Source organism: Streptomyces sp. NPDC050433, from assembly GCF_044458565.1.
Classification (GTDB): domain Bacteria; phylum Actinomycetota; class Actinomycetes; order Streptomycetales; family Streptomycetaceae; genus Streptomyces.
Map to the genome: position 1 here is coordinate 26,355 of NZ_JBITIB010000018.1, position 20,941 is coordinate 47,295.

13 protein-coding genes are annotated in these 20,941 nt (G+C 68.0%); 6 read left to right on the plus strand and 7 right to left on the minus strand.

The features are described from left to right. Positions 1 to 7 precede the first annotated feature (7 nt). The 5 genes from ACIBLA_RS22250 to ACIBLA_RS22270 form a co-directional block, all read right to left on the minus strand. Positions 8 to 1,036, minus strand: coding sequence for a questin oxidase family protein (locus tag ACIBLA_RS22250; protein WP_399199560.1), 1,029 nt, complete (start codon positions 1,034 to 1,036; stop codon positions 8 to 10). A gap of 87 nt (positions 1,037 to 1,123) precedes the next feature. After that, positions 1,124 to 1,993: a 1,4-dihydroxy-6-naphthoate synthase gene (locus tag ACIBLA_RS22255; protein ID WP_399199561.1), complete on the minus strand. Its 870-nt coding sequence runs from the start codon at positions 1,991 to 1,993 to the stop codon at positions 1,124 to 1,126. Beyond that, positions 1,978 to 2,637 carry a futalosine hydrolase gene (locus tag ACIBLA_RS22260; protein ID WP_399199562.1) on the minus strand — a complete coding sequence of 220 codons (660 nt, stop codon included), beginning with the start codon at positions 2,635 to 2,637 and terminating at the stop codon, positions 1,978 to 1,980. Before ACIBLA_RS22260 ends, ACIBLA_RS22255 begins: the two co-directional genes overlap by 16 nt. 60 nt (positions 2,638 to 2,697) lie before the next feature. Further along, positions 2,698 to 3,195: a DUF2771 domain-containing protein gene (locus tag ACIBLA_RS22265; protein WP_363242704.1), complete on the minus strand. Its 498-nt coding sequence runs from the start codon at positions 3,193 to 3,195 to the stop codon at positions 2,698 to 2,700. A 27-nt stretch (positions 3,196 to 3,222) separates the two neighbouring features. Beyond that, positions 3,223 to 4,572, minus strand: a complete 1,350-nt coding sequence (locus tag ACIBLA_RS22270; protein WP_363242705.1) for an MFS transporter — start codon at positions 4,570 to 4,572, stop codon at positions 3,223 to 3,225. 419 nt (positions 4,573 to 4,991) lie between these two features. On the opposite strand from ACIBLA_RS22270, the gene ACIBLA_RS22275 reads away from it, so the two are divergent. From ACIBLA_RS22275 to ACIBLA_RS22295, 5 genes are all read left to right on the plus strand, one after another. After that, entirely contained in the window at positions 4,992 to 5,897 is a 906-nt protein-coding gene (locus tag ACIBLA_RS22275; protein ID WP_399199564.1) for a DUF3027 domain-containing protein, read from the plus strand. 121 nt (positions 5,898 to 6,018) lie between these two features. Then, positions 6,019 to 6,897 carry a nucleic acid/nucleotide deaminase domain-containing protein gene (locus ACIBLA_RS22280; RefSeq protein WP_399199565.1) on the plus strand — a complete coding sequence of 293 codons (879 nt, stop codon included), beginning with the start codon at positions 6,019 to 6,021 and terminating at the stop codon, positions 6,895 to 6,897. Further along, the gene (locus ACIBLA_RS22285; protein WP_399199566.1) at positions 6,894 to 8,567 is read left to right on the plus strand and encodes a hypothetical protein; all 1,674 of its coding nucleotides are present in this window, start codon (positions 6,894 to 6,896) and stop codon (positions 8,565 to 8,567) included. Before ACIBLA_RS22280 ends, ACIBLA_RS22285 begins: the two co-directional genes overlap by 4 nt. A 97-nt stretch (positions 8,568 to 8,664) precedes the next feature. Further along, entirely contained in the window at positions 8,665 to 10,221 is a 1,557-nt protein-coding gene (locus tag ACIBLA_RS22290; protein WP_399199567.1) for a nucleic acid/nucleotide deaminase domain-containing protein, read from the plus strand. Next, positions 10,218 to 10,811, plus strand: coding sequence for an SUKH-4 family immunity protein (locus ACIBLA_RS22295; protein WP_399199568.1), 594 nt, complete (start codon positions 10,218 to 10,220; stop codon positions 10,809 to 10,811). The genes ACIBLA_RS22290 and ACIBLA_RS22295 overlap by 4 nt, the downstream gene beginning before the upstream one ends. Before the next feature lie 771 nt (positions 10,812 to 11,582). Here ACIBLA_RS22295 and ACIBLA_RS22300 read toward each other — a convergent pair. After that, positions 11,583 to 11,846, minus strand: a complete 264-nt coding sequence (locus tag ACIBLA_RS22300) for a hypothetical protein (protein ID WP_399199570.1) — start codon at positions 11,844 to 11,846, stop codon at positions 11,583 to 11,585. Next, on the minus strand, positions 11,843 to 19,072 hold the full coding sequence (locus ACIBLA_RS22305; protein WP_399199658.1) for a DNRLRE domain-containing protein: 7,230 nt from the start codon (positions 19,070 to 19,072) through the stop codon (positions 11,843 to 11,845). Before ACIBLA_RS22305 ends, ACIBLA_RS22300 begins: the two co-directional genes overlap by 4 nt. 1,331 nt (positions 19,073 to 20,403) lie before the next feature. On the opposite strand from ACIBLA_RS22305, the gene ACIBLA_RS22310 reads away from it, so the two are divergent. Further along, positions 20,404 to 20,898, plus strand: a complete 495-nt coding sequence (locus ACIBLA_RS22310) for a hypothetical protein (RefSeq protein WP_399199571.1) — start codon at positions 20,404 to 20,406, stop codon at positions 20,896 to 20,898. The last annotated feature ends 43 nt before the right edge of the window (positions 20,899 to 20,941 follow it).

Below are 20,941 nucleotides of genomic sequence, written 5' to 3' on the forward strand. Positions count from 1 at the left end.
ACCTGCCTCAGTAGCGCAGCGGCTCGCTCAGGTCCACAGCGCGCAGTGCCGCGGTCAGTGCCTGTTCGTCGCCCGTGTCCACGGCGGTGTCCGCGAACTTGATGACGTGTTCGTCGCCGTGGGCAAGGGCGCGTTCCAGGACCTCCTCGGCGGTGGTGCCGGTGACCGGCGTGTACGGGACCGGCTCCGCCGGGGCGTACATCGACGTCACCGCCGCCGAGGCCGTCCACGCCGCGTGCAGGCTCGGGACCCACAGGGCGCGCGGCAGGGCGGGGAGCGTACGCAGCACGGCGTTCGGTGCCGTCGCCGCGTGGACCAGCATCGTCTCGTCGCCGTGGCCGTGGGTGGCGTAGCGGTGCGTCGCCGCGCGCACCAGGTCCGTCAGCCGGCGCCGCGCCTCGTCCGGGTCGGTCACGTCCGCCGACCAGACCGGCAGCCGGTCGACGCGGGGGAGCCGGTCCCTGAAGCCGCCCCGGAGGTCGCCGATGGGTGGTACGGCCTCCAGCGCGGCGTCGGCGTCCGGGGCGCCTGCGAGCGGGGTGACGCCGCGGACCGTGTGGTGCCGGGCGGCCCAGTAGCCGAGTCCGTGGGCGAGTTCGGTGAGGCGCGGACCGTTCTCGCCGCTCTCCGTGATGACGCGTACGGCATGGCCCACCCGGATCACCGGGTGGGTGGCCCCGCCGTACATTCCCGGCAGCAGCCGGGGCCACCACTCGGCGAGCACGTCACGCCAGGGCCGTTCCTCGATCGCCCGCAGGAAGTAGCCGATCCAGTCCGCTCCCCGGCGCGTATCGCCCAGCGCCTCACGCCAGTTGGCGTCGGTCACGGGGGACACGCGCGTGGGGAAGTCGTCGAGCCGGACCTGGTAGGCGTCCAGCCACCGGTGCACGGCCGCCGACTGCCCATGCGTGGCGAGCGCCTCGACCACCATGGGGGCGTGGTTGGTCAGGCGCCACTCGTAGATCTCGGGACCGGAGGCGTGCAGCCGCCCCAGCGCCTCTTCCAGGACACCGCTCGTGTTCACGTCGTTGGTCATGGGTGTGACGCTAGGACGGGGGCCGGCGGTCGCGTATCGGCCGCTCGGACCAGGCCGGCACACCCGGGTCCTAGGACCGAGGTCCCGTCAGCCGAACGAGAGCGCGTCCGGGGCCAGGGGTGGGACCAGGCCCTCCGCCGACGCACGGGTGAGAAGGCCGCGGACCGCCGCGTAGCCTTCCGGCCCCAGGTCGGCGGTGAACTCGTTGACGTACAGGCCGATGTGCTGGTCCGCCACCGCCGGGTCCATCTCCTGCGCGTGGGCGCGGACGTACGGGCGCGAGGCCTCCGGGTCGTCCCACGCCATGCGGACCGACGTACGCGCCGAGTCCGCCAGCGTCCGGAGCGTGTCCGCGCCCAGGTTGCGCTTGGCGATGATCGCGCCGAGCGGGATCGGCAGGCCCGTCGTGGACTCCCAGTGCTCGCCCATGTCGGCGAGCCGGTGCAGCCCGTACTCCTGGTACGTGAAGCGCGCCTCGTGGATGACGAGCCCCGCGTCGACCTTGCCGTCGCGCACCGCGGGCATGATCTCGTGGAACGGCATGACCACGATCCGGCCCACCCCGCCGGGCAGGACCTCCGCCGCCCACAGCCTGAACAGCAGGTAGGCGGTGGACCGTTCGGACGGTACGGCGACGGTCCCGCCGGTCAGGTCGGCGGCCGGCTCGCGCGTCAGGACCAGCGGACCGTTGCCGCGGCCGAGCGCGCCGCCGCACGGCAGCAGCGTGTACTCGTCGAGCACCCACGGCAGGACGGCGTACGACACCTTCAGTACGTCCAGCTCGCCGCGCTCCGCCATGCCGTTGGTGATGTCGATGTCCGCGAACGTCACGTCCAGTTGGGGCGCGCCGGGCACCCGGCCGTGCGCCCAGGCGTCGAAGACGAACGTGTCGTTGGGGCAGGGCGAGTACGCGATCCGCAGGGGCGGCGTGGCGGCGTGCCTCATGGTGTCTGCCATGGCGACTCCTCGAAGACGGGGCTGAGTTGCTGGAAGGCGTACCGCAGCGCGTCCAGCGCCGGACCGATACGCCAGGCCGAACGGTCGCGCGGGCCGACCGCGTTGGAGACCGCGCGGATCTCGATCACGGGTACGGCGTGCGCCGCCGCGGCCTCCGCGACGCCGAATCCCTCCATGGCCTCGGCGGCGGCGCGCGGGTGACGAGCGGTCAGTTCGGCGGCACGCGCCGCCGATCCGGTCACGGTGGAGACGGTCAGCACCGGTGCGTGGACGGCGTCCAGAAGGCCCGCGATCCGGGCGGCGAACCCGGGGGGCGGGTGGTGGACGGTGCGGCCGAAGCCCAGCTCGTCCACCGGGAGGAACCCTTCGGGCGTCTCGGCGCCCAGGTCGGCGGCGACGATCGCGTCCGCCACCACCAGGGAGCCGAGGGGCGCGAGCGGCTGGAAACCGCCGCCGATACCGGCGGAGACGACCAGGTCGTACGGCGCGGAGGCGAGGGCCAGCGCCGTCGCCGTACCGGCCGCCGCGGCGGCGGGACCGACCCCGGCCGCCAGCACGTCGGTGGCCGCCGGCACGTCCGCGCCCGGCCCGCCCGAGACCGCGTCGGCCTCGGCCGCCACGGCCGTCACCACCAGTACGCGCACGAGCGCCCCTCCTACGAAAGAGCAGGATCAGGTCGGAACCGGATAGGAACCCGGTCGGGATCAGGTCAGCGACTTGTTCTTCAGCTCGAAGTTCCAGACCCCGACGACGGCCCGCTTCTTCTCGCTCGTCTCGACGATGCTCAGATTCACCGTCTTGATCGGCTCACCGGTCCGCGAGGAGAAGAACGAACTGGCCGGGAAGGTGCGGTAGGTGTTCTTGTCCGGCTCCGGCTCGGCCCGCTGACCCTCGATGTAGAAGGTCCAGCCGTTGCGCGCGATCTCCGGGTCCACGCCGAAGTGGATGCTGGCGTCGGGGGAGACCGTGATCGTCTTCCTCCCGTCCGTGTCGTTGAGGCACTTCTTGAGCGCCGCGTTCCCGCCCAGCGAATCGCCGTCGTTGTAGCAGGTCGCCTCCGAGTGCACGGAGTCCGTACCGACCGTCAACGTCGCGATCGGCGTCGGCTTGTCGCAGGCCGAAAGGGCGAGCAGGCCCGCGGACATGGCGCCGAGCGCGACACCGGTCCGGCGGGCCCTGGCAGAGATAAACGCAACGGTCATGGGCCGAAGGCTATCGCCCGGCCGGGTTCAGGCGACGCGCGGGTGCGGCGTGCCGTGCCGGGCCGCGCCGAGCAGCCCCCGCCAGGAGAACACCGCCCCGGTCGCCACCAGACCGGCCGCCACCGCCATACCGAGCACGCCGTTGAGCGGCAGGGCGATACCGATCGCGCCGCCCACCACCCACGACATCTGGAGCAGCGTCTCGGAGCGCGCGAAGGCGGACGTCCGCACCTCCTCCGGGACGTCCCGCTGCATACACGCGTCCAGCGACAGCTTCGACAGCGCCTGCGAGAAACCGGCCACCGTACAGAGCACCGCGATCATCAGGCCGCTGAAGAACACCGCCGCGAGGATCGCCGCCGCGAGCGCGAGCGCCAGCACGGTCACGATGATCACCTCGGGCGCGCGGGCCTTGAGCCAGGCGCCCACCGCCGTACCGACCGCGTTGCCCGTACCGGCGGAGACACCCACGATGGCCAGCGAGACGGCGGCACTCTGCCCCGCCAGCGGATGCTGCCGCAGCAGGAACGCCAGGAAGAAGATCAGGAACCCGGAGAGCGCCCGGTGCGCCGCGTTCGCCTGGAGGCCGTTGAAGACGGACGGGCTGACCGAACGCAGACTCGGCCGCTTCTTGCCCGCGCGCGCCACGATCTGCACCCTGCGCTCGCCCTTCGCGGAGTCCACCTTCGGCGGCATCGTGAACGCCAGGAAGGTGCCCGCGACGAAGATGACGAACGCCCCGTACAGCGGCCACTGCGGCCCGATCTGATGGAGGCCGGCCCCGATCGGGGCCGCCGCACCCGTCGCGAGCAGCCCCGCGAGCGTCACTCGGGAATTGGCCCGGACCAGGGGGAACTTCGGTGGCAGCAGACGCGGTACGACGGCGCTGCGGACCACGCCGTACGCCTTCGACGCGACGAGCACGCCCAGCGCGGCCGGATACAGCTCAAGACCCCCCGTCGCGACCGCGCCCGACATGGTCAGCGCGAGCAGCGCCCTGGTCAGCATCGCGCCGGCCATCGCGGCGCGGCGGCCGTGCGGGACGCGGTCGAGGAGCGGGCCGATCACCGGGGCGAGGAGCGTGAAGGGGGCCATGGTGACGGCGAGGTAGAGCGCGACGCGGCCACGAGCCTCGTCGGTCGGTACGGAGAAGAAGACCGTCGACGCGAGGGCGACGGTGATCATGACATCGCCCGCGCCGTTCACGGCGTGCAGTTCGATCAGCCTGCCGAGGCCCGACTCGCCCGCGCCGTGCGCGTGCGTGGCCTTGCGGATGCCCTTCGCGGCGCCGGTGAACGGCAGGTGCAGGGCACGCCCCATCGACCGGCCCGCTCTGCGGAACGGCCCGGACCCCTCGGACGACCTGACGGCTGCCACCCCGTCATAGTGCCCCCACAACGGGCGGCGGAACGCTCGCGACGTCGCTGACGCGCGGAGTTCGGCTGTTCTTCTCATTACTTTGCCGAGATTTCACGGCGTGTCCGGGGGCCGGGGCACACCGCCGGTTCCGGGGCTTTCCGCCGTGCCCGCACCGCCTCCGGGCTGCCCGAACGCGGGGAAAAGGGACGCGCCGGTGGGCGGCGGGCGGTGGAGGGGGTAGCGTGCGTAGCGCGCCACCGGCGGTTGTTCTCGGCCGCGCGCCTCTTCGTCATCCCGCAGAATGGTTGACGGTAGGTGTGCCCGAGAGAAGTCGGGCGTGGACGTCGATGCGGCCCTCTGGTCCGCTCCGCCCTCGGCCCGTACATCGTGAATCGGCCGGCGCACCCGTGAAACGGCGTAGGAGAGAAGCGAGACCTGTGAGTGCTGCGACGACTCGAAGCCGAACCCCCGACCGCCTGTGCGCCGAGGCGGTAGACCTCGCGAGGTCAGCAGCCGAGGAGGCTGCCTCGCCCGGTGTCGTCGGCGAGCATGTGGCGGCGCTGTCCGAGGGTGACCGCGTCGTCACGCATCTCTTCGAATGCAAGGAGATGGGCTACCGCGGCTGGCGGTGGGCGGTGACCGTCGCCCGCGCGTCCCGCTCCAAGCTCGTGACCCTTGACGAAACGGTGCTGCTGCCCGGCCCCGACTCCCTCCAGCCCCCCGAATGGGTGCCGTGGAGCGACCGGCTGCGCCCCGGTGACATGGGCCCCGGCGATCTGCTGCCGACCGAGGCGCAGGACCTGCGCCTGGAGCCCGGCTACACCGGCGAGGACACGCCCCCGCCGAACTCCGCGATCCCGGACGCCGTCACCCCGCAGGCCCTGGCCGAGCTGGTCGAGGCGGAAGACATCGAAGTCAGCGCGGAGACGGACCGCGACGGCGACACCTCGGGCACACCCGTCACCGCACGCGGCACCATCGCCTCGGTCGCCGAGGAACTGGGCATGCGCCGGGCCAGAGTGCTGTCCCGGTACGGACTCCACATCGCGGCCGACCGCTGGGACGAGTCCTTCGGCGCGAAGACCCCCATGGCCCAGGCGGCACCGGCACCCTGTGTCTCCTGCGGCTTTCTGCTCCCGCTGGCGGGCTCGCTGCGGCAGGCGTTCGGCGTCTGCGCGAACGAGTTCTCACCGGCGGACGGCCGGGTGGTCTCACTGGCGTACGGCTGCGGCGGCCACTCGGAGGCGGCAGTGATGCCCACCCCGCCTCGCCCGGCACCCCACGTCCTGGACGAACTGGGCGCGGACGCGTTCCCGCTGGAGCCGCCGGGGGACGGGGGGTAGGGCGAGTCGCTTGGCCCACCACTCGACGTCGCACTCCTCGTCCGAACGGTGAACGACCCCGGCTTCACCTGAGTTCAGTAGGGTCGTAGACCGTCCGTCGTCTGGTGTGTGAGGTAGCTCGATGTCGATGTCGTCTCGTGATCCGGTGGGAGCGCAGTTCGGCGTCGAGGGGATGCGTCGCTTCCGTACCGGTTCCGCCTCCGGTGTACTGCTGCCTGAGTCGGCGCGCGCGGGTCTTGAGGAGACGGGCGTGCCGCTGCAAGTCCCTCCTTATTTCACCGCCGCCGCTGAGAGCGACGCGCTCCAGCTCGGTACCTTCGCGGCTCATACAGGTCTTCCCCGCCCCGCGGCGGGGTTCGAGGGCTGGCCGCGGGTTGGGCATGACGGGCTGGCTCAACTGTGCGTACGGCCTGACGGCGCTCTGCAGGCGGTCATGCTGGAGGGGGGCGAGGAGGACTTGTTCGTCAGCTCGGATCTTGAGGCGTTCAACGGGTCGTTGGCGGTGCTGGACCGGGTGCTGCCCGTGATCGCGACCTCGTCCGGTCTGACCGAGGCGGCGGCTGCGTTCCGGGAGTTGAACGAGGCGTTGCGTGGCGTCGACGCGGAGGCTTTCAGCGAGCGGGAGGGGTGGTGGCCGCGAGTGCTGGACGACGTGCGGCACACGCTCAACTTTCCTTTCTCCGCGGCGTTCGAGTACGTCGACCACGCCGGGGAGAAGCACATCGTCACGGACGCGACCGGGCCGGGGCGTGCGCATCCGGAGGAGCTTGTCTGGCGGGAGCTGTCCGCCCGGGGAGTGGCGCCGGGGCAGGTGCGGCGGGTGTTCTGCGAGTTGCAGGCGTGCATGATGCCCGGTCACTACTGCGCGGTGTGGATGCAAAGGCTGTTCCCGCAGGCGGAGTTCACGCACGCCTTCGACTACGGCAGTGATGCCGAGTCCCGCGAGGCGGGGCTCAAGGCACTGATCACGCGGGCGGCCGAGCAGGCGGGCGGCGGGTGAGCGTGACCAGGTGGGGCCGGCCTGCGGCCGGGCGTGAACCGGCCGGGGCCGCGTTGCTGGCGTGGCTGGCTGATTCCTCCGCGCCGGGCCTGTGTGTGGTCACGGGTGGTGCGGGGTGCGGGAAGTCGGCGCTGCTGGCCTGGCTGGTGCGGCATGGCACCCGTGCGGGCACCGAACGGGAGCGGGCGGTGCATGCTTTCGTGCCGCTCGGAGGCCTCAGTGTGCGCGGTGCGGTGTGGATGCTCGCCGATCAGCTGGGTCTGGTGGCGCGGGGGCCGGAGGAGTTCCTGGCACGGCTGGCCGGCGACCGCCGCCGGGTCACCGTCGTCCTGCCCGACCTGCACGCGGCTGACGATCCAGGTGCGCTCGCCGAACTGGTGCTCGCGCTGAACGCCCACGAGCACGTGCGCCTCGTGGTCGAGACCCGCTCGGGGACCGCAGTCCAGGTGCAACTGGCCGACAGCGGGGCGGCGGTGATGGATCTGGACGAGCCGCAGTGGACGGATGAGGCCCGCCGGCGGTCCTGGGATGCGACCCACACCGAGACCATGGCTTCCCCGGCTCGGCAGCAGGCCGCCACGGTTGTGGAGTTGGCCGACCCGGCCGCGCTGTGTGCGGCCGACCCGTGGGAGGTCACTGCCGCTTTCGACGCCGACCCAGAGGAGCACGGGGGGCTGCGTGCGGCGTGGCTGCGTGCCGGGCAGTCGCTGTGCCGTGACCAGGAGGTCGCGGAGCGCGCGCTGGTGCTGCTGACCGCCCTGGGCGATGCCGCTGATCCGCGGCTACGGCCCGAACTCGCCCGGCTGGCGGCCCCCACCTACTGGCAGCTGGACTGGTCCAAGGTGCGCGGGGACATGGCCCCGCCCTGGCCCGGACCGGTCTTCGCGATGACCACGGTGGGACTGCCCGCCGGCCAGGCACTCCTGGCCGACCATCAAGGTGTGCTGCGGACCGTGGACGCCACCGACGGCACCCCCGTCGGACGCCTGCCCCAACTACCCGGCCGACCCGCCGCGCTCTACGTCCTGGCGGACTCAACTGTGCTGGCCCTCGACGGCCAGGGCCACCTGCACGAGGCCATGCTGCCCGGTGCGTCGCGGCCCACAGGCCTCGCGGCCCTGCTCGACGACGGGCCGACACCCGCGCAGCGGCTCACCGACACCCTCCGGACCCATCTCGCCCGCTCCCTCGGCACGGCGCTCTGCGCCACACCCGGTGTCGTGGCTGTCGGCGTGGACGACGGCAGCGTCCACACCTTCACACCCGGCAAGCCGGACGAGCCCGCGCGCTCGGCCGCTCTGCACACCGGCACCGTCACCGCGCTGGCGGCGCTCGACCTTCCGGTCGGCGACGACGGGCAGGCGGTGCCGCTGCTGTACAGCGCAGGGGCCGACGGCCAGGTCCGCGCCTGGTCCCCGACCACCGACCCGCAGCCCACGCCGGTGGCCGAACGCACCAGTCCCGTCACGGCGTTGAGTACGGCGCACACGCCCCGCGGCTTGGCCCTCGCGGTCGCCTGGGCCGACGGACTGGTGGAGTTGCGCCTCCTCGATGAGGGCGAGACACGCCGCCTGTGGCCCGGTACGACGGTGAACGCCTTGGCCCTGACAGCCGTCGGGAGCCTGCTGATCGGGACGGACGACCGGTTGCTCTGCCTGCGCCCACGGTGACGTAGCCGATCCCACCCACCCTGCCGTCGCGCCCAGTTGACGCACCCTCACATCGCGGGAAAAGTGTGATGAGCTGATCGCTGAGGGGGCGTGCCGTATGGGGAAGAAGCTGCCCGATGAACTTGTCGAGGTGCTCGATCTCGTCGGCGTCCAGTGGCCCAACATCGACGAGGACGAGGTCCGAGACAGCGCCAAGGACTACCGGCAACTCGCCGAAGGCCTGCGGGATGTCATCAAGGAAGGCAACACCGCCTGCTCCCACATCGTCGGAGGGCGCAGCAAGGGCGCGACCGTCACCGCCATCGACCGCCGCTGGGGCAAACTCACCACCAAGGACCTCACCACCTTCGCCAAGGCACTCGACGACCTGGCAGGCGCCCTCGACGACTGCGCCGGCCTGATCGAGGCCTGCAAGGCTGCCTGCATCGTCGAACTCGGCGCCACCGCAGCTGCCGCCACCGCCGGTGTCGTCGGCATGTTCTTCACCGCAGGCCTCAGCGGCCTGCTCACCGCCGGAGCCATCGCCGCCTGCCGCTTCGCCCTGCACGAGATCATCGACTACGCCGTCGGCGAGATCACGGCCATCGTCACCGACAAGATCGAGGCGAAGATCCTCGGCAAGATCGAGGACGTCTTCACCGACCACCTCGACGCCGACGGCGGCGAGGACCTCTCCGGCTACACCGCCGGCAGCGCCGACATGGCGCAGGACCTCGCGATCGAGTTCGACGACTTCGACCGGGCCACCGGCGGCTACGAGGAAACCCGCAACAACTTCGACAGGAAGAAGGGCACCCACAAGACCGGCGGCGCCAAACGCCGCAGCTCGGTCAAGAAGGACAGCCGCTTCCACAGACTCGCCACCGTCATGGACAAGGCCGAGGACGCCGTCGACAAGAAAGCCGACGAAACCGTCGACGTCCTCGAAAAACACGGCGGGAAAATAGACAGGAGCAAACGCGAACAGAAGGAACGCGACGAGAAAACCAAACGCGACATCGACGACTGCAAGGACGTCGACGGCGGAGACACTCCGATGTACCTCCTCAACGCCGACGGGTCAGTGCAGGAACTTCATGCCGACGGCAGCAGGACCGCTGTATCGAAAGATGACAAGTCCGGTATCTGGAACATCATGGAGAAGGATGGGACTGTCTGGCGTCCACCGAAAGGTACGAATCCCTACCCTGTCCCGAATACACGCACCGGCCCCAAGGTGGTCTCCCAGAAGATTGCACCAGGTTCTACGGACCTGTCTCGAGCCACGGAAATCGCTCGGTTCGCCAAAGGTGACTACGGCGGCACCAACTTCGCCGCTGCGGAATACGTGGATCCCAAGACCAAGAAGCCCATCATTCTCGTCGGCGACAGCGAAGGGCCGCACTCGGAAAGAACAATCGGATACCCGATCCTCCGACACGAAGAAGCTGCCAACGTCACCAAGGTCTACACCGAGCGGGAACCCTGTCAAAAGTCCCCGAAGTGCGACCAGTGGCTCGACGAGTACTTCAAATCGAAGAATCCGAAACTCGAAGTAGAGCACGCTAACTCATACGACCAATCGCTCTCTGTCAGGGATCCCCAACGAGACAGAGAACACCGGGAGTACATGAGAGAATTGCAGGATCGCCACCAGAAGCAAGGGCATCCATGACAGACAGGTCCGACATGCTTACCCGCATCACTCCAGAAGATCTGATCGAGGCTTTCGGCCTTACCTCCATCACGTATTTTCCACAGGCGGTACCTGGGCACCTTCATGGCCCGACGGCCCACTTTCTGGCAACTGTCGGACTCCCGGAGAGTAAATTCTTCGGCCCTCGAATGGATCTGGAGGACGACAGTACGCAGCGACTTTGTTTCAGCCCGAGCTTGAAGGCGTCTTTCGAACGAGCCGGATCTGAACTGCCGCCGGAGGCTGAGACATGGGAGAAGCTCGGAGACTTCATCTACGCCACAGTCGCACTCGACCCCCAGGACGGTCGGATCTACACCTTTCCGGAGGGAGAGAGTGACTACCAGCCGATGCACGCGGACGTCTCGAGCCTCGTACACGCTCTCATCGTTCTGAACAGTGGGCGGGTGGACTTCCTGAAGCTGGGGCCGGACGACGATGAGCAGCGTGCACGGATCGTGGACCGCATGACTCACGAGATCACCGCTGTAGACCCCGCACCCTTCACAGACGAAGAAGGCGAGTGGGAAACACTCTTCGACCAGATCAGACTCAACATGTGGCGATGAGGGCAGCCGCAGGGTCAGGGCGTGGACCGGTGCGACAAGGAAGTCCCGTTCCCTTCGCCAAAGAAGACGGCGAATGGAACGCCCGCCGTCGAAGAGATCGCCATGGGGATGTGGGCGTAGAACACCTGCGAAGAGAAGCTGAGACTCAGCGGGACCGGGGCCACCGGCGTCGGGCTCCCTGGCAGGATTCCGCGAGTTCGTCGGCACCGAGCAGCGCGGCCGAGGCAATGAGTGCGCGCGGTCACCCGCCGACGCCCTCCTGACGGGCCCGGCCACCGAACCGAACCCGGCCATAGCCGTACCCGCGACCCGTCGGAGGCGTCCCGTGCGGTGCCTTCGTGCCCCACACTTACCGAGTAGTGGACCGGTAGGCGGACGGACAGAGTGGAGTCACAGGGCGAGTGTCACAACGACCGGCCGGGTGGTCTCACTGGCGTAAGGCTGCGGAGGCCACTCGGAGGCGGCGGTGATGCCCACGCCACCAGGCCCGGCCCCCGCACGTCCTGGACGAACTGGGCGCGAACGCGTTCCCCGCTGGAGCCGTCGGGGGACGGCGGCGTCGTGGGTGACCCCGACCCCGACCCCGACTCCTCACCGGGTCGGAGTCGGGGTCGAGTCCAAGGCAAGGGCCGGGACGCGCGTACGGTGGCAGCCGCCAGTCCCTGGCATGGCCGCTGACCGGCTGCGATACAGGTGGGTGAGCCCTCCAGGGGCTCACCCACCTGTTCTTTCGGTCCCTGACCCGACCCGATCGGATCGGGTTCGATCAGGTCAGCTCAGGTGGAGCTTGAGCTGATGGTTGTGTTCTGTGTGCTCGACCACGACTCCGGTGACCGCCTCACCCAACTCGGGCCAGATCACCGTGTGGCCGTCATCGCCGTGATGCATTCCCGCCACATCCGCGAAAGCGCAGCTCAGTTGCACACCTTCGACCGAAATGAAGATTCCGAAGGGAGCGACCTCGTCCACCGTGCCGTGCACCGTGGACCCGCGGGGGAATCTCTGTTTGATGGCAGCCCATTCTTCGCTTGTCATCTGTGCCACACCCTGTCGTATGAGTTCAGCCGGTCGAACGCTGATGTCGGGATCGGCACTTCTACCTCAGAGCTACCTTCGTACTGCTTCTCGTAGCGCTTGAAGTAGCTGTTGTAGTCTTCCTCGGGGATTCGAATTTCGATGACACCATCCCCGTAGTACCGAGCGTACTTTTCCTCCACCAGACTGTATTTCCTTCCGAAGTACGCCATACCCGGTTCCCTGCTTGAAGAAGGGAAGTCCGCCGCCAGGTAGCCGTTGTCGTACTGGTGCTGGCCCTTACCCGACTGCGGCGCCTTGAACAGGGAAATGTAGCCGTCGCTGTCGCCGTACTTCTCCTTCTTGGGTGCCGGCGGCTCCTTGGGCTTGGGTGCGGGGGGCGTCTTCTTCTTGGGCATCGCGCCCGGCGACGGAGTGGCGGAGGGCTTACGCCCCACCAGGTCGGCCACCATGCTGGGCAGGGTGTACGTCCACTTGTCGGTGTTGTAACCCTGGTCCGCGGCCCACTGGTCGAACGAGGCGCCGTAGTCGCAGCCCGGAGCACCGGCGCCGCCGTTCCAGCAGTCGCCGTCGACCAACCAGCCGGCGTACGACGCCGTGTCCGGGACGTTCGACACCAGGCCGTAGAACACTTCCCCGGTGCCCATGTAGATACCGCTCGCGGTGTCGGCGATGGCGTCACCGGTCGCGGCGACGGCGTCCTCGCACCAGCCCATGCCGAAGCAGTGGCCGTCGAGTTCGACGTTGCTCACCGGATTTCCGCCCGAGAAGGCGTACCGGTTACCGGTGTACGGGTCGCTGCCCAGCCGCATGTCGGCCAGGGCGCCGTTGTACATGTCCCGAGTGGTGAAGCGGTTCAGGCCCGGGCTGTAGTCCCGGAAGCCCATGTCGTAGGTGCCGGAACTGGCGTCCCAGCGCTTGGAGTTGAAGCGATAGGGGTTGTACGCCTCCTTGCCGGGGTCGGTCGCCTCGGGCTTGTCGATGCCGGTGAACTCGGTGTCGTCGTCCTTGCCGTAGGCCGTGTAGCCGTAGGTCGCCTTGGTGTCGCCCGTGCTGTCGGTGAGGATCTCGGCGTCGGTGTGGCTGTTGTAGCCGTAGACCCCGAGTTCCTCGGTGCCGTCGCCCTCGTGTGTGATCTGCGACAGGCGCTTGCCCCACGGGCTGTACTGGTAGGACTTGGTGATCTCGCCGGCCACGCGCTCGTCGAGCACCTCGCCACCGGTACCGAGGTAGTTGTAGTCAGTGGTCTTGGTGCCCTCGGTCTTGGCCGTCTTGCGGTCCAGCGGATCGAAGGTGTACTTCGTCGTCTTCGACGTGCCGTCGCTCTGCAGCTTGGTGTGCTCGGTGACGTGGTCGAAGCCGTCGTAGGTGTTGTCCTCCACGGTCCTGCCGCCGGACGTGACCGTGTCCAGCCTGCCGTACGCGTCGTAGTCGTACGTCGCGGAGATGCCGCCGGAGGTCGCCGTGGTCAGCCGGTTGCGGTCGTAGTCGAAGGTGGACGAGACGCCCTTGACCGTCTGGCTGATGACGTTGGCGTTGTTGTCGTGGACGTAGGTCTCGGTACCGGCGCCGTTGCCGGTCTTGGTGACCTTGCTGATGCGGTCGGACGGGTCGTAGGTGTAGTCGCTGGTGGAGTCGAGGTACGCCGCGTGGTTGTCGGCGTTCATCTTCTTCGCGACGTCCTGTGCCTTGTTGCCGTTGGCGTCGTAGGCATAGGTGTGCGAAGCGACCAGCGTGCCGTCGACCTTCTTCTCCGTGGTTCCCTTGACCGCCCCGTTCAGGTAGTACGCGAAGTCGACCGTGTTCTTGTTGGCCTTGGTCTCCTTCAGCATCTGGCCGCGGTCCGTGTACGTGTACTCCGTCACCTCCGGATCGGCGTCCGTTGCGGACTCGCCGATCTTCACGGTCTTGACCAGCTCGCGCGGGTCGTAGGTGAAGGCGGAGTGCTGGTCGGGGTGGGTGACGGTCTCCGGCTGACCGTTGCCGTCATAGACGTACGATGTGGTCTTCTTCGACTCGCCGGCCAGTGCCTCGGTGACCTTCTCGACCTGGTTGAGGCCGGTATAGGTCATCGTGTAGGCGTCGATCTTCGCGCCCGCGGAGGTGTCGTCGATCGACGTGGTGTTGCCGTTGGCGTCGTAGGCGTAGGCGAACGACTTGCGGTCCGTGCCCGCGGAAGGGGCATCCGTGCGGGTCTTCATCGACCCGTCCGGCCAGTACGCGGTGGTCATGGTCCGCGACGGCGAGCCGCCGGCACCGGTAAGCGTGCGCCTGGTCTGCTGCCCCGCGTCGTCGTACTCGTACGAGGTGCGGATGTCCCACGTGTCGGTGGACGTCCTGGCCCAGCCGTTGTCGAAGTAGGTGTACTCGGTGTCGTTGCGGACCGACTCACCGGACGACGGCGGTGCCGAGACCTTGCTCACCCGGCCGACCGCGTCGAACACCGTCTGGGTGTAGACGTTCGGGCTGTTGTAGCGCGTGTCCGCCGGGTCGTACGGCTGGTACGCCTTCACCGCCCGGTTCAGCTTGTCGTACTCCGTACGAAGGGCGAAGTCCTCGGTGCCCGAGGTGTTCACGCCGCGGGGAGTGACGACCTTGGTGCGGTTGCCGACCTCGTCATACTCGAACTTCGTCGAGCGGACCGTGGCGCCCTCGTAGGGCTCCTTCTTCTCGACCGTCATGCCCCGCTCGTCGTAGCGAACCTCAGTCCTGTTGCGCTCCTTGTCGGTGGCCGCGACGATCAGCGAGTCCTTGTCGTACACGGTGGTGGTGTACTTGCCCGCCGCGTCCGTTCCCTTGACGACCCGGTGGTTGAGGTCGTACGCGGTCTTGGCCGTGTAGTCGGTCGTGTCGGCGCTGGCGTTCTTCTTCGGGTCGACGACCGTCGTCATGTTGCCGACGTTGTCGTACTCGTAGGAGATCTTGTCGCCCGTCGTGTCCACCACGCTGGTCAGCTGGTAGATCGCGTCGTAGTGGTTGGTGGTGACGTAGTCCGTGGCGTCCGAGGTGGTCGCCACGCCCTTCGGCTCGGTCGTCGTCCGGAGATTGCCGACCTTGTCGTAGGTGTAACTGGTCGTGCGGTCCGCGATGTTGTTGTCAGGACCCGTCGACTCCTTGACCTGGTCAGCCGCGTCGTAGACTGCCGTGGTGACGGCGCCGACCGTACTGGTGGACCTGGTGACGTTGTCGTTGGCGTCGTACTCCGGGGCCGGCGTGGTGATGTGGACCCCGGCCGCCTGGTCCTTCGGCACCTTGGCCACCAGCCCACGGCCGAAGGTGTCGTAGGTCTGCGTGGTGGTCTTGTCCAGCGCGTCGGTGACCGAGGTGACCTGGCCGCGCTCGTCGTAGACGAACGTCGTGGCGTGGTTCTCCGCGTCCGTGATCGTCTTCGGGTAACCACTGGGCTCGAAGCCGGAGTTGGTGGTCGGATTGCCGTTGGCGTCGACAGCCTTGGTCTGCTGGCCGTGGGCGTTGTACTCGTATGCCGTGGTGTAGTCGTCCGCGGTCGCGGTCGCGACGCCCTTGGGGTCGGTGACCGTCTTCAGGTTGCCGAACGAGTCATAGCCGAACTGCCACTCGCGGCCCTCCGGGGAGGTCTTGGTGGACAGGTCCGCGGAGAAGCCGTCGAGACGCGTCCGGTAGGTGTACTTCGAGGAGTTCGGCAGATTCCCGTCGTTCGCCGGATCGCAGTAGTACGTCGCGATCGTCTGCTCCGACGCCCAGGACTTGGTGGTCTCCGCGTCCCACTCCCGCAGCGGGTAGCCGGTCTTCTGGTCGTAGCAGTAGGCCGACTTGGCGCCGTTCGCCTCCTCGATGTACGTGACGTTGTTGTCCGCGTCCCAGTTCATCCTGGTGGTCTCGGACTTGGCGTTGGTCACCTGTACCTGACGGCCGAAGTCGTCGAGCACATAGTCCGTGGCGTGTGCCTCGGCGTCCGTGACCTTGGTGTCCGTGAACTCGGCGTTCGCGGTGTTCGGCTTGTACGCGTACGTCGTCGGGTTGTTCAGGCGGTCGGTGACGGACTTCGTCCACCAGTGGTACTTCGGGTCGTCACCCGCCGACGGCTCGTTGTAGGCCATCGACGTGCTGTTGCCGCGCGGGTCGGTGGCCTTGACGAGCTTGACGTTCTTGTTGCCCTGGGTGGCGTCGTAGGTGAACGTGAAGTCCTTGGGTTGGACGGAACCGACGCCGTCGGTGATCTGCCCGAGCAGGCCCTTGGTGGTGTAGTAGAACTCGATCTTCCGGCCGGAGATGTCCGTCGCCGAGCGGATGTGATCGTAGATCTTGGAGTTGTTCAGCGATGCCGTGTCGGTGGTCAGGACGCCCGAGTCATTGACGTACTGGTAGCTGTTCTGGCCCTTGTCCCAGTAGTCGACGGTCAGCGACTGACGGCCGGCCGGGTCGGTGATGTATTTGAGGAACTTGGTCGGCTTGTTGTTGGATTTGCGCTCTTCGTAGGTGAATGTCTGGGTGTTGCCGTTCTGGTCCACCGTCGAGGTGAGGTAGCCGTCGCAGCCGAACAGGAACCGGGTGCCGTCGGGACGGGTCATCGTCCAGGCGTCGGGGACCGCGTCCTTGGCGGGGGTGCAGTCCAGGCCGGTCTTGGGGGTGAGCTTGTAGTGGACTCCCGCAGGGGCCTTCCAGGTGCCGTCCTCCTGCTTGCGGAAGACATGCGTCGTGCCGTCGCCGTCCGGCAGCCGCACCTCGGTGGGGTTCGGCTTCGGGTGGAACTCCAGCGCGGCGCCCAGCCGGATCGGCCCGGCGGCGTGCACCGACCAGCCGTGTCCGGAGACGGTGTCGCTGGTGTCCAGCGAGTTGTACGCCATCCGGAAGAACGTGGTCAGTCCACGGCCCGGGTTGGTGAACGCGTTGTACTGCCAGACGGTGTTGCCCGCCGACAGGTTGTTCATCAGCGAGGAGCCGGCGCCTGTGCTCCTGCCGGAGTACCCGTAGAACTTCTCCATACCCAGCGCGTTGGACGTCGGGTCCTCGACCGCCACGTTCTGCTTCAGTGGTGCGATGCCGCCCGTGCCCGCCGACAGCCAGGTGCCGTCGGAGACCTTCCGGACGTCCCAGCCGAGCACGTACTCGGTCCGCTTGCTGCCCGAGTCGGAGTTGACCGGCGACTGGACCCTCGCTTGTACGGTCGCGGACTTGCCCGGTAGCAGCGCCGGAACGGCGGTCTTCAGCTGGTTGCCGCCGGTGGTCACATCCGTACCGTCGGGCAGCTTCCAGGTGTACGACAGCTCCCGCTCACCGGCGGCCCAGGCAGCGGAGGTGGTGTTGGTGACCGTGAACTCCACCGTGTAGGTGGAGTTCGGCGTCATACGAGCAGGGGTCTGAGGCGCGTAGTACGTGTCCTCGGTGGTGGAGTCGACGTAGATGACCTGCATGTACGGACGCAGCTGCGCGTCGGGGGCCTCGGCGTTCAGGAACAGCGTGCGCTCCTGCGGGCCGGTGGTCGTCTCGTCCTTGAGCTTGACCACCACGCCCTTGTTGCCGGTCGGGGTCTTCACCCACGACTGCATCAGGCCGGTCGCGTCCCACCAGTGCCGGCCCACATCGGCGACCTGCGCGACGGTGTCGGAGACAGCCGCGGACATGTCGCCGCCGGGCGTCGTCCACGCCGTGGTGGGGTTCTGGTTGTTCCAGGTGGCGGTGGTCTCGTCGAAGTCCTTGTTCAGAGCGTGGAGTTCGTAGATCGCGCCGTCGGTGCCCGTGGTGGTCTCCGCACCCCACATGTACATCTTGTTCTCAAGCACCGTGGCGGTGGACGGTATGCCGGTCGTGGGGAACTTCAGGACCGCGCGGGTCTTGCCGTACGTGGTGGAGTTGTTGCCGACACTCAGCCACTTCTGGCCCACGGCGAAGGACTGGATCGTGTCCTGGTTGGTGGTCGGCTGCTGCGAGGACAGCGTGGTGTCGGTGACACCTCCCTGACTCCCCTGGATGATCTTCATCGTGCGGCCGGCCTTCGGAATGCCGACCACCCTGGTCGGCGAGCCGAGAAGCTGGCCGTCCCTGGTCTTGACCGCCAGCTGGTAGAAGTACGACTTGCCGATCTCCGCCGGGCTGGAGTCCGGGGTCGGCACCGCGGTGGTGTCCGTGTACGTCGTCGCCGTCGAGCCGATCGGCGCGACGAGCGTCGCGGCGGACGGCGTGAAGACCTGCTGCGTGGAGCGGTGCAGCTGGTACTCGGCGATGTCCAGGGCGGAGTCACCCGTGGAGTTGGTGTACTTCGCCCAGGACAGCTCCGGTCCTGTGGAGTGCACCACGGTCGGCGAGTTCAGGGTGGTGCCGACCTTGCCGTACGTCACGGTGAGCCGCGGGATCGTCGAGGTCTCGCCACCGTAGGTGCTGCCGTCACCCGCCTCGTAGCGCGGACCGCCGGTCGGCGCGGTCCCGGACTCGTCCGTCCCCTTGAGGATGAAGCCGTGGTTGGCGGCGGTGCCCGAGACCCACTTCTGGACGGTGTCGGTGACCGCGAAGTTGTGCCACTGGTTGTACTCGCCGGTGTTCTTGACGATCGATCCCGGGTTCACCAGACGGACCGAGTCGGCAAGCGTCCGCGTGGTGGACGAGCCGGTGTCGCCGAGCACGATCTTGCCCGTGTTGCCCTTGGCGAAGTCGTACTGCGTGGCATCCAGGGTCTTCCACGTACCGGCGGTGCCGGTCTGGTTGACGGTGTAGTTCTTGGTGCCGCCGTTGTATGTCACCGTGTACGGGGCGGCGGTCGCCGCGTCGGACGCGGCCGGGTAGTGGACATCCACCCGGTAGCTCGCGGCCTCGGCCACCTTCGGCTGCCACGTGTACGTCTCACCGGTGGCGGCGTTCTTGTTGTACGCGAAGTCGTCGTTGGTCGCCGCGCCACCGGTCGTGGTGCCCCTGGGCCACTCCCCGACCGCGGCTGTGCCAACATCACCGTCGTCGAGTTGCACTGTGGTGCCCGACAACTCGCCGACCAGCGCGTTGGTGTTGGTCCACGTCGCCGTTGCCTCGTCCCACGCGCCGGTCGCCCGGTAGGCGCCGATGGTGACATCGTTGGCATTGGTGGTGTGCGACTGGTCGAAGTACACGCCCAGGCGCGCGGCATCGACACTCACGCCTGAAGGGATCTCCGTCAGCGGGAACTTGACCAGCGAACGCGCGGTGCCGGTGTCGGTCTTGCCGGCCGACAGCTTCCAGGTGTTGTTGAAGTTCACCCCCGCCTGATCCGACAGGACCATGGTGTCCTGCGAGGCAGTCGGCGACGGCGCGATGGTGATCGTGGGGTCGATCACCACCGGGTACCGCCGCTCTTTGGCCGCCAGCCACTTGGCATCCGGGGTGACCGTGAGCTTCCAGCCCTTGCCGTCCCGGCTGAGCTTCTGCGTCACGGCGGTGGAGTAGGTGCCACCGGTCGGCGACAGCGCGTCCTTCCTGGCATCCGTCATGTACGGCGCCGGAATCACCAGAGCCGGGGTGTTCGGCAACTCACCGAACAGCGCGACCGAACCGTCCTTACGGGCCTTCGGAGTCAGACCGTCCGTTTCCAGCGTGAAGGTGTACGACACGGGCCCGGACGGGGCCGCGTCAAGGACGATGTTCTCCTTGACCTGCCCACGGCCCACCACATACTCAAGATCGGCACCGGGGGCCGCGTCCTTGTACGTGACCGTGTCGCCCTTTGCCTCCGGCTTCAGCCCGTCCCCGGCGCCCTTGAGGCCAAGCGTCACCGCACGGCCGTCCGGAGCCTCGAACCGCATCAGCTTTCGGGCGTCGGCGCCGAACCAAGTCCGCCCGGTGTTGGCGGTGTTGGCGAATTCGAAACCCTTCGCCGTCGTCGCCTCCACCGAAGTGTCGATCGGCTTCCACGACTTCCCGGCCCTGTACGAAAGCGGCACGGCGGACAGCTCGGCCTCCACCCGCCCGTCGGACAACTGCCAGAACCGGGCCTGCGACGTACGCCGGTCCGTCAGCTCCTTGACCCGCTCGGCCTTCGGAAGCTTCTTGCCCTTCGGCAGCTTCTCCCGGCTCGGTATCTCCAACGTGCCGCCCACCGGCGGCTTGTCGTCGTTCTCGCCCTCGTCCGAGAACCAGCCCGCGACGGTATCGACAACCCCTTTTTCATCGTCCTCGGATGATGAATGAGGCGCCGCGTAAGCGATCTGCGGCAGCAGCGTACCCGCCACAGCCGCCACGATTAGACAGGAGATATATCTCCTGAATGGAATTTTCACACCCAAGCCTTTCCGATTCTGCGCGCATGGTCCGCGCGCGTAAGCACGACCGAAGGGGCAGGGGTGAGTTCAAGGCAGACCGCCGGTCAGGGAGGTGCGCCAAGAGACACCTGTCCCCTCACTCCGTCGGGAGTTGACCGTGGCAGCGTGATTCCTAACCCGTAATCATTTGCGGCGTCAACCACCTGGACATTCCAGACAGGCGTCTCTCTTCGGTTGGCGGTTCGTCCGCTATTTCCGCTCACTCGACGTGGGTGAATCGCGTCGTGTATAACCCGCAGGTCGTCACCGATCGCAGTCGCAACGAAGAATGCTCACCGACCGAAAGCCGGACTTTCATGCCACTGACCGAAACGGCGCCTACGACCGAGGGCCACGACGCTTCCGAGACCGCCGAGGAGTCCACGGCCGGGGAGCGACGGGCGCTCATCGGGATCGCCGCAGTCGTGCTGCTCGTCTGTGGCGGACTTGTCACCTACGGAATCCTCGACACGGAGGACGACCCGAAGCGGCCCGTTCTGCCCACCGCCGAGGTGACCTACGAGGTCCGGGGCGAGGGCACGGTCGAGATCTCGTATCTCGCCGGCGGCGAGTCCGGTGATGCGACGGTCGAGACCGGCGTCAGGCCGCCGTGGAAGAAGACCGTGCGGGTGCCCCTCGGTAAGAATCCGACCGTCAACATCGTTCTCGACGCGAAGGGTGGCATGGCCGGCTGCACCCTCGCGGTCCGGGGCGAGCATGTCCAACGTGCCACCGCCTCCGGCGCGTACGGCCGCGCCACCTGCACCGGCGAACTGCCCACACCGGTCGCCACAGAAGAGAGCACCGGCTGACGGCCCACGCCATACGTACGGTCGTCGCCGGTCCTGGTGGACC

Coding starts and splice junctions, on each gene's coding strand:
- ACIBLA_RS22250 (WP_399199560.1), bottom strand. CDS start 1,036: ATGACCAACGACGTGAACACGAGCGGTGTCCTGGAAGAGGCGCTGGGG.
- ACIBLA_RS22255 (WP_399199561.1), bottom strand. CDS start 1,993: ATGGCAGACACCATGAGGCACGCCGCCACGCCGCCCCTGCGGATCGCG.
- ACIBLA_RS22265 (WP_363242704.1), bottom strand. CDS start 3,195: ATGACCGTTGCGTTTATCTCTGCCAGGGCCCGCCGGACCGGTGTCGCG.
- ACIBLA_RS22280 (WP_399199565.1), top strand. CDS start 6,019: ATGTCGATGTCGTCTCGTGATCCGGTGGGAGCGCAGTTCGGCGTCGAG.
- ACIBLA_RS22290 (WP_399199567.1), top strand. CDS start 8,665: ATGGGGAAGAAGCTGCCCGATGAACTTGTCGAGGTGCTCGATCTCGTC.
- ACIBLA_RS22295 (WP_399199568.1), top strand. CDS start 10,218: ATGACAGACAGGTCCGACATGCTTACCCGCATCACTCCAGAAGATCTG.
- ACIBLA_RS22300 (WP_399199570.1), bottom strand. CDS start 11,846: ATGACAAGCGAAGAATGGGCTGCCATCAAACAGAGATTCCCCCGCGGG.
- ACIBLA_RS22305 (WP_399199658.1), bottom strand. CDS start 19,072: ATGGTCCTGTCGGATCAGGCGGGGGTGAACTTCAACAACACCTGGAAG.
- ACIBLA_RS22310 (WP_399199571.1), top strand. CDS start 20,404: ATGCCACTGACCGAAACGGCGCCTACGACCGAGGGCCACGACGCTTCC.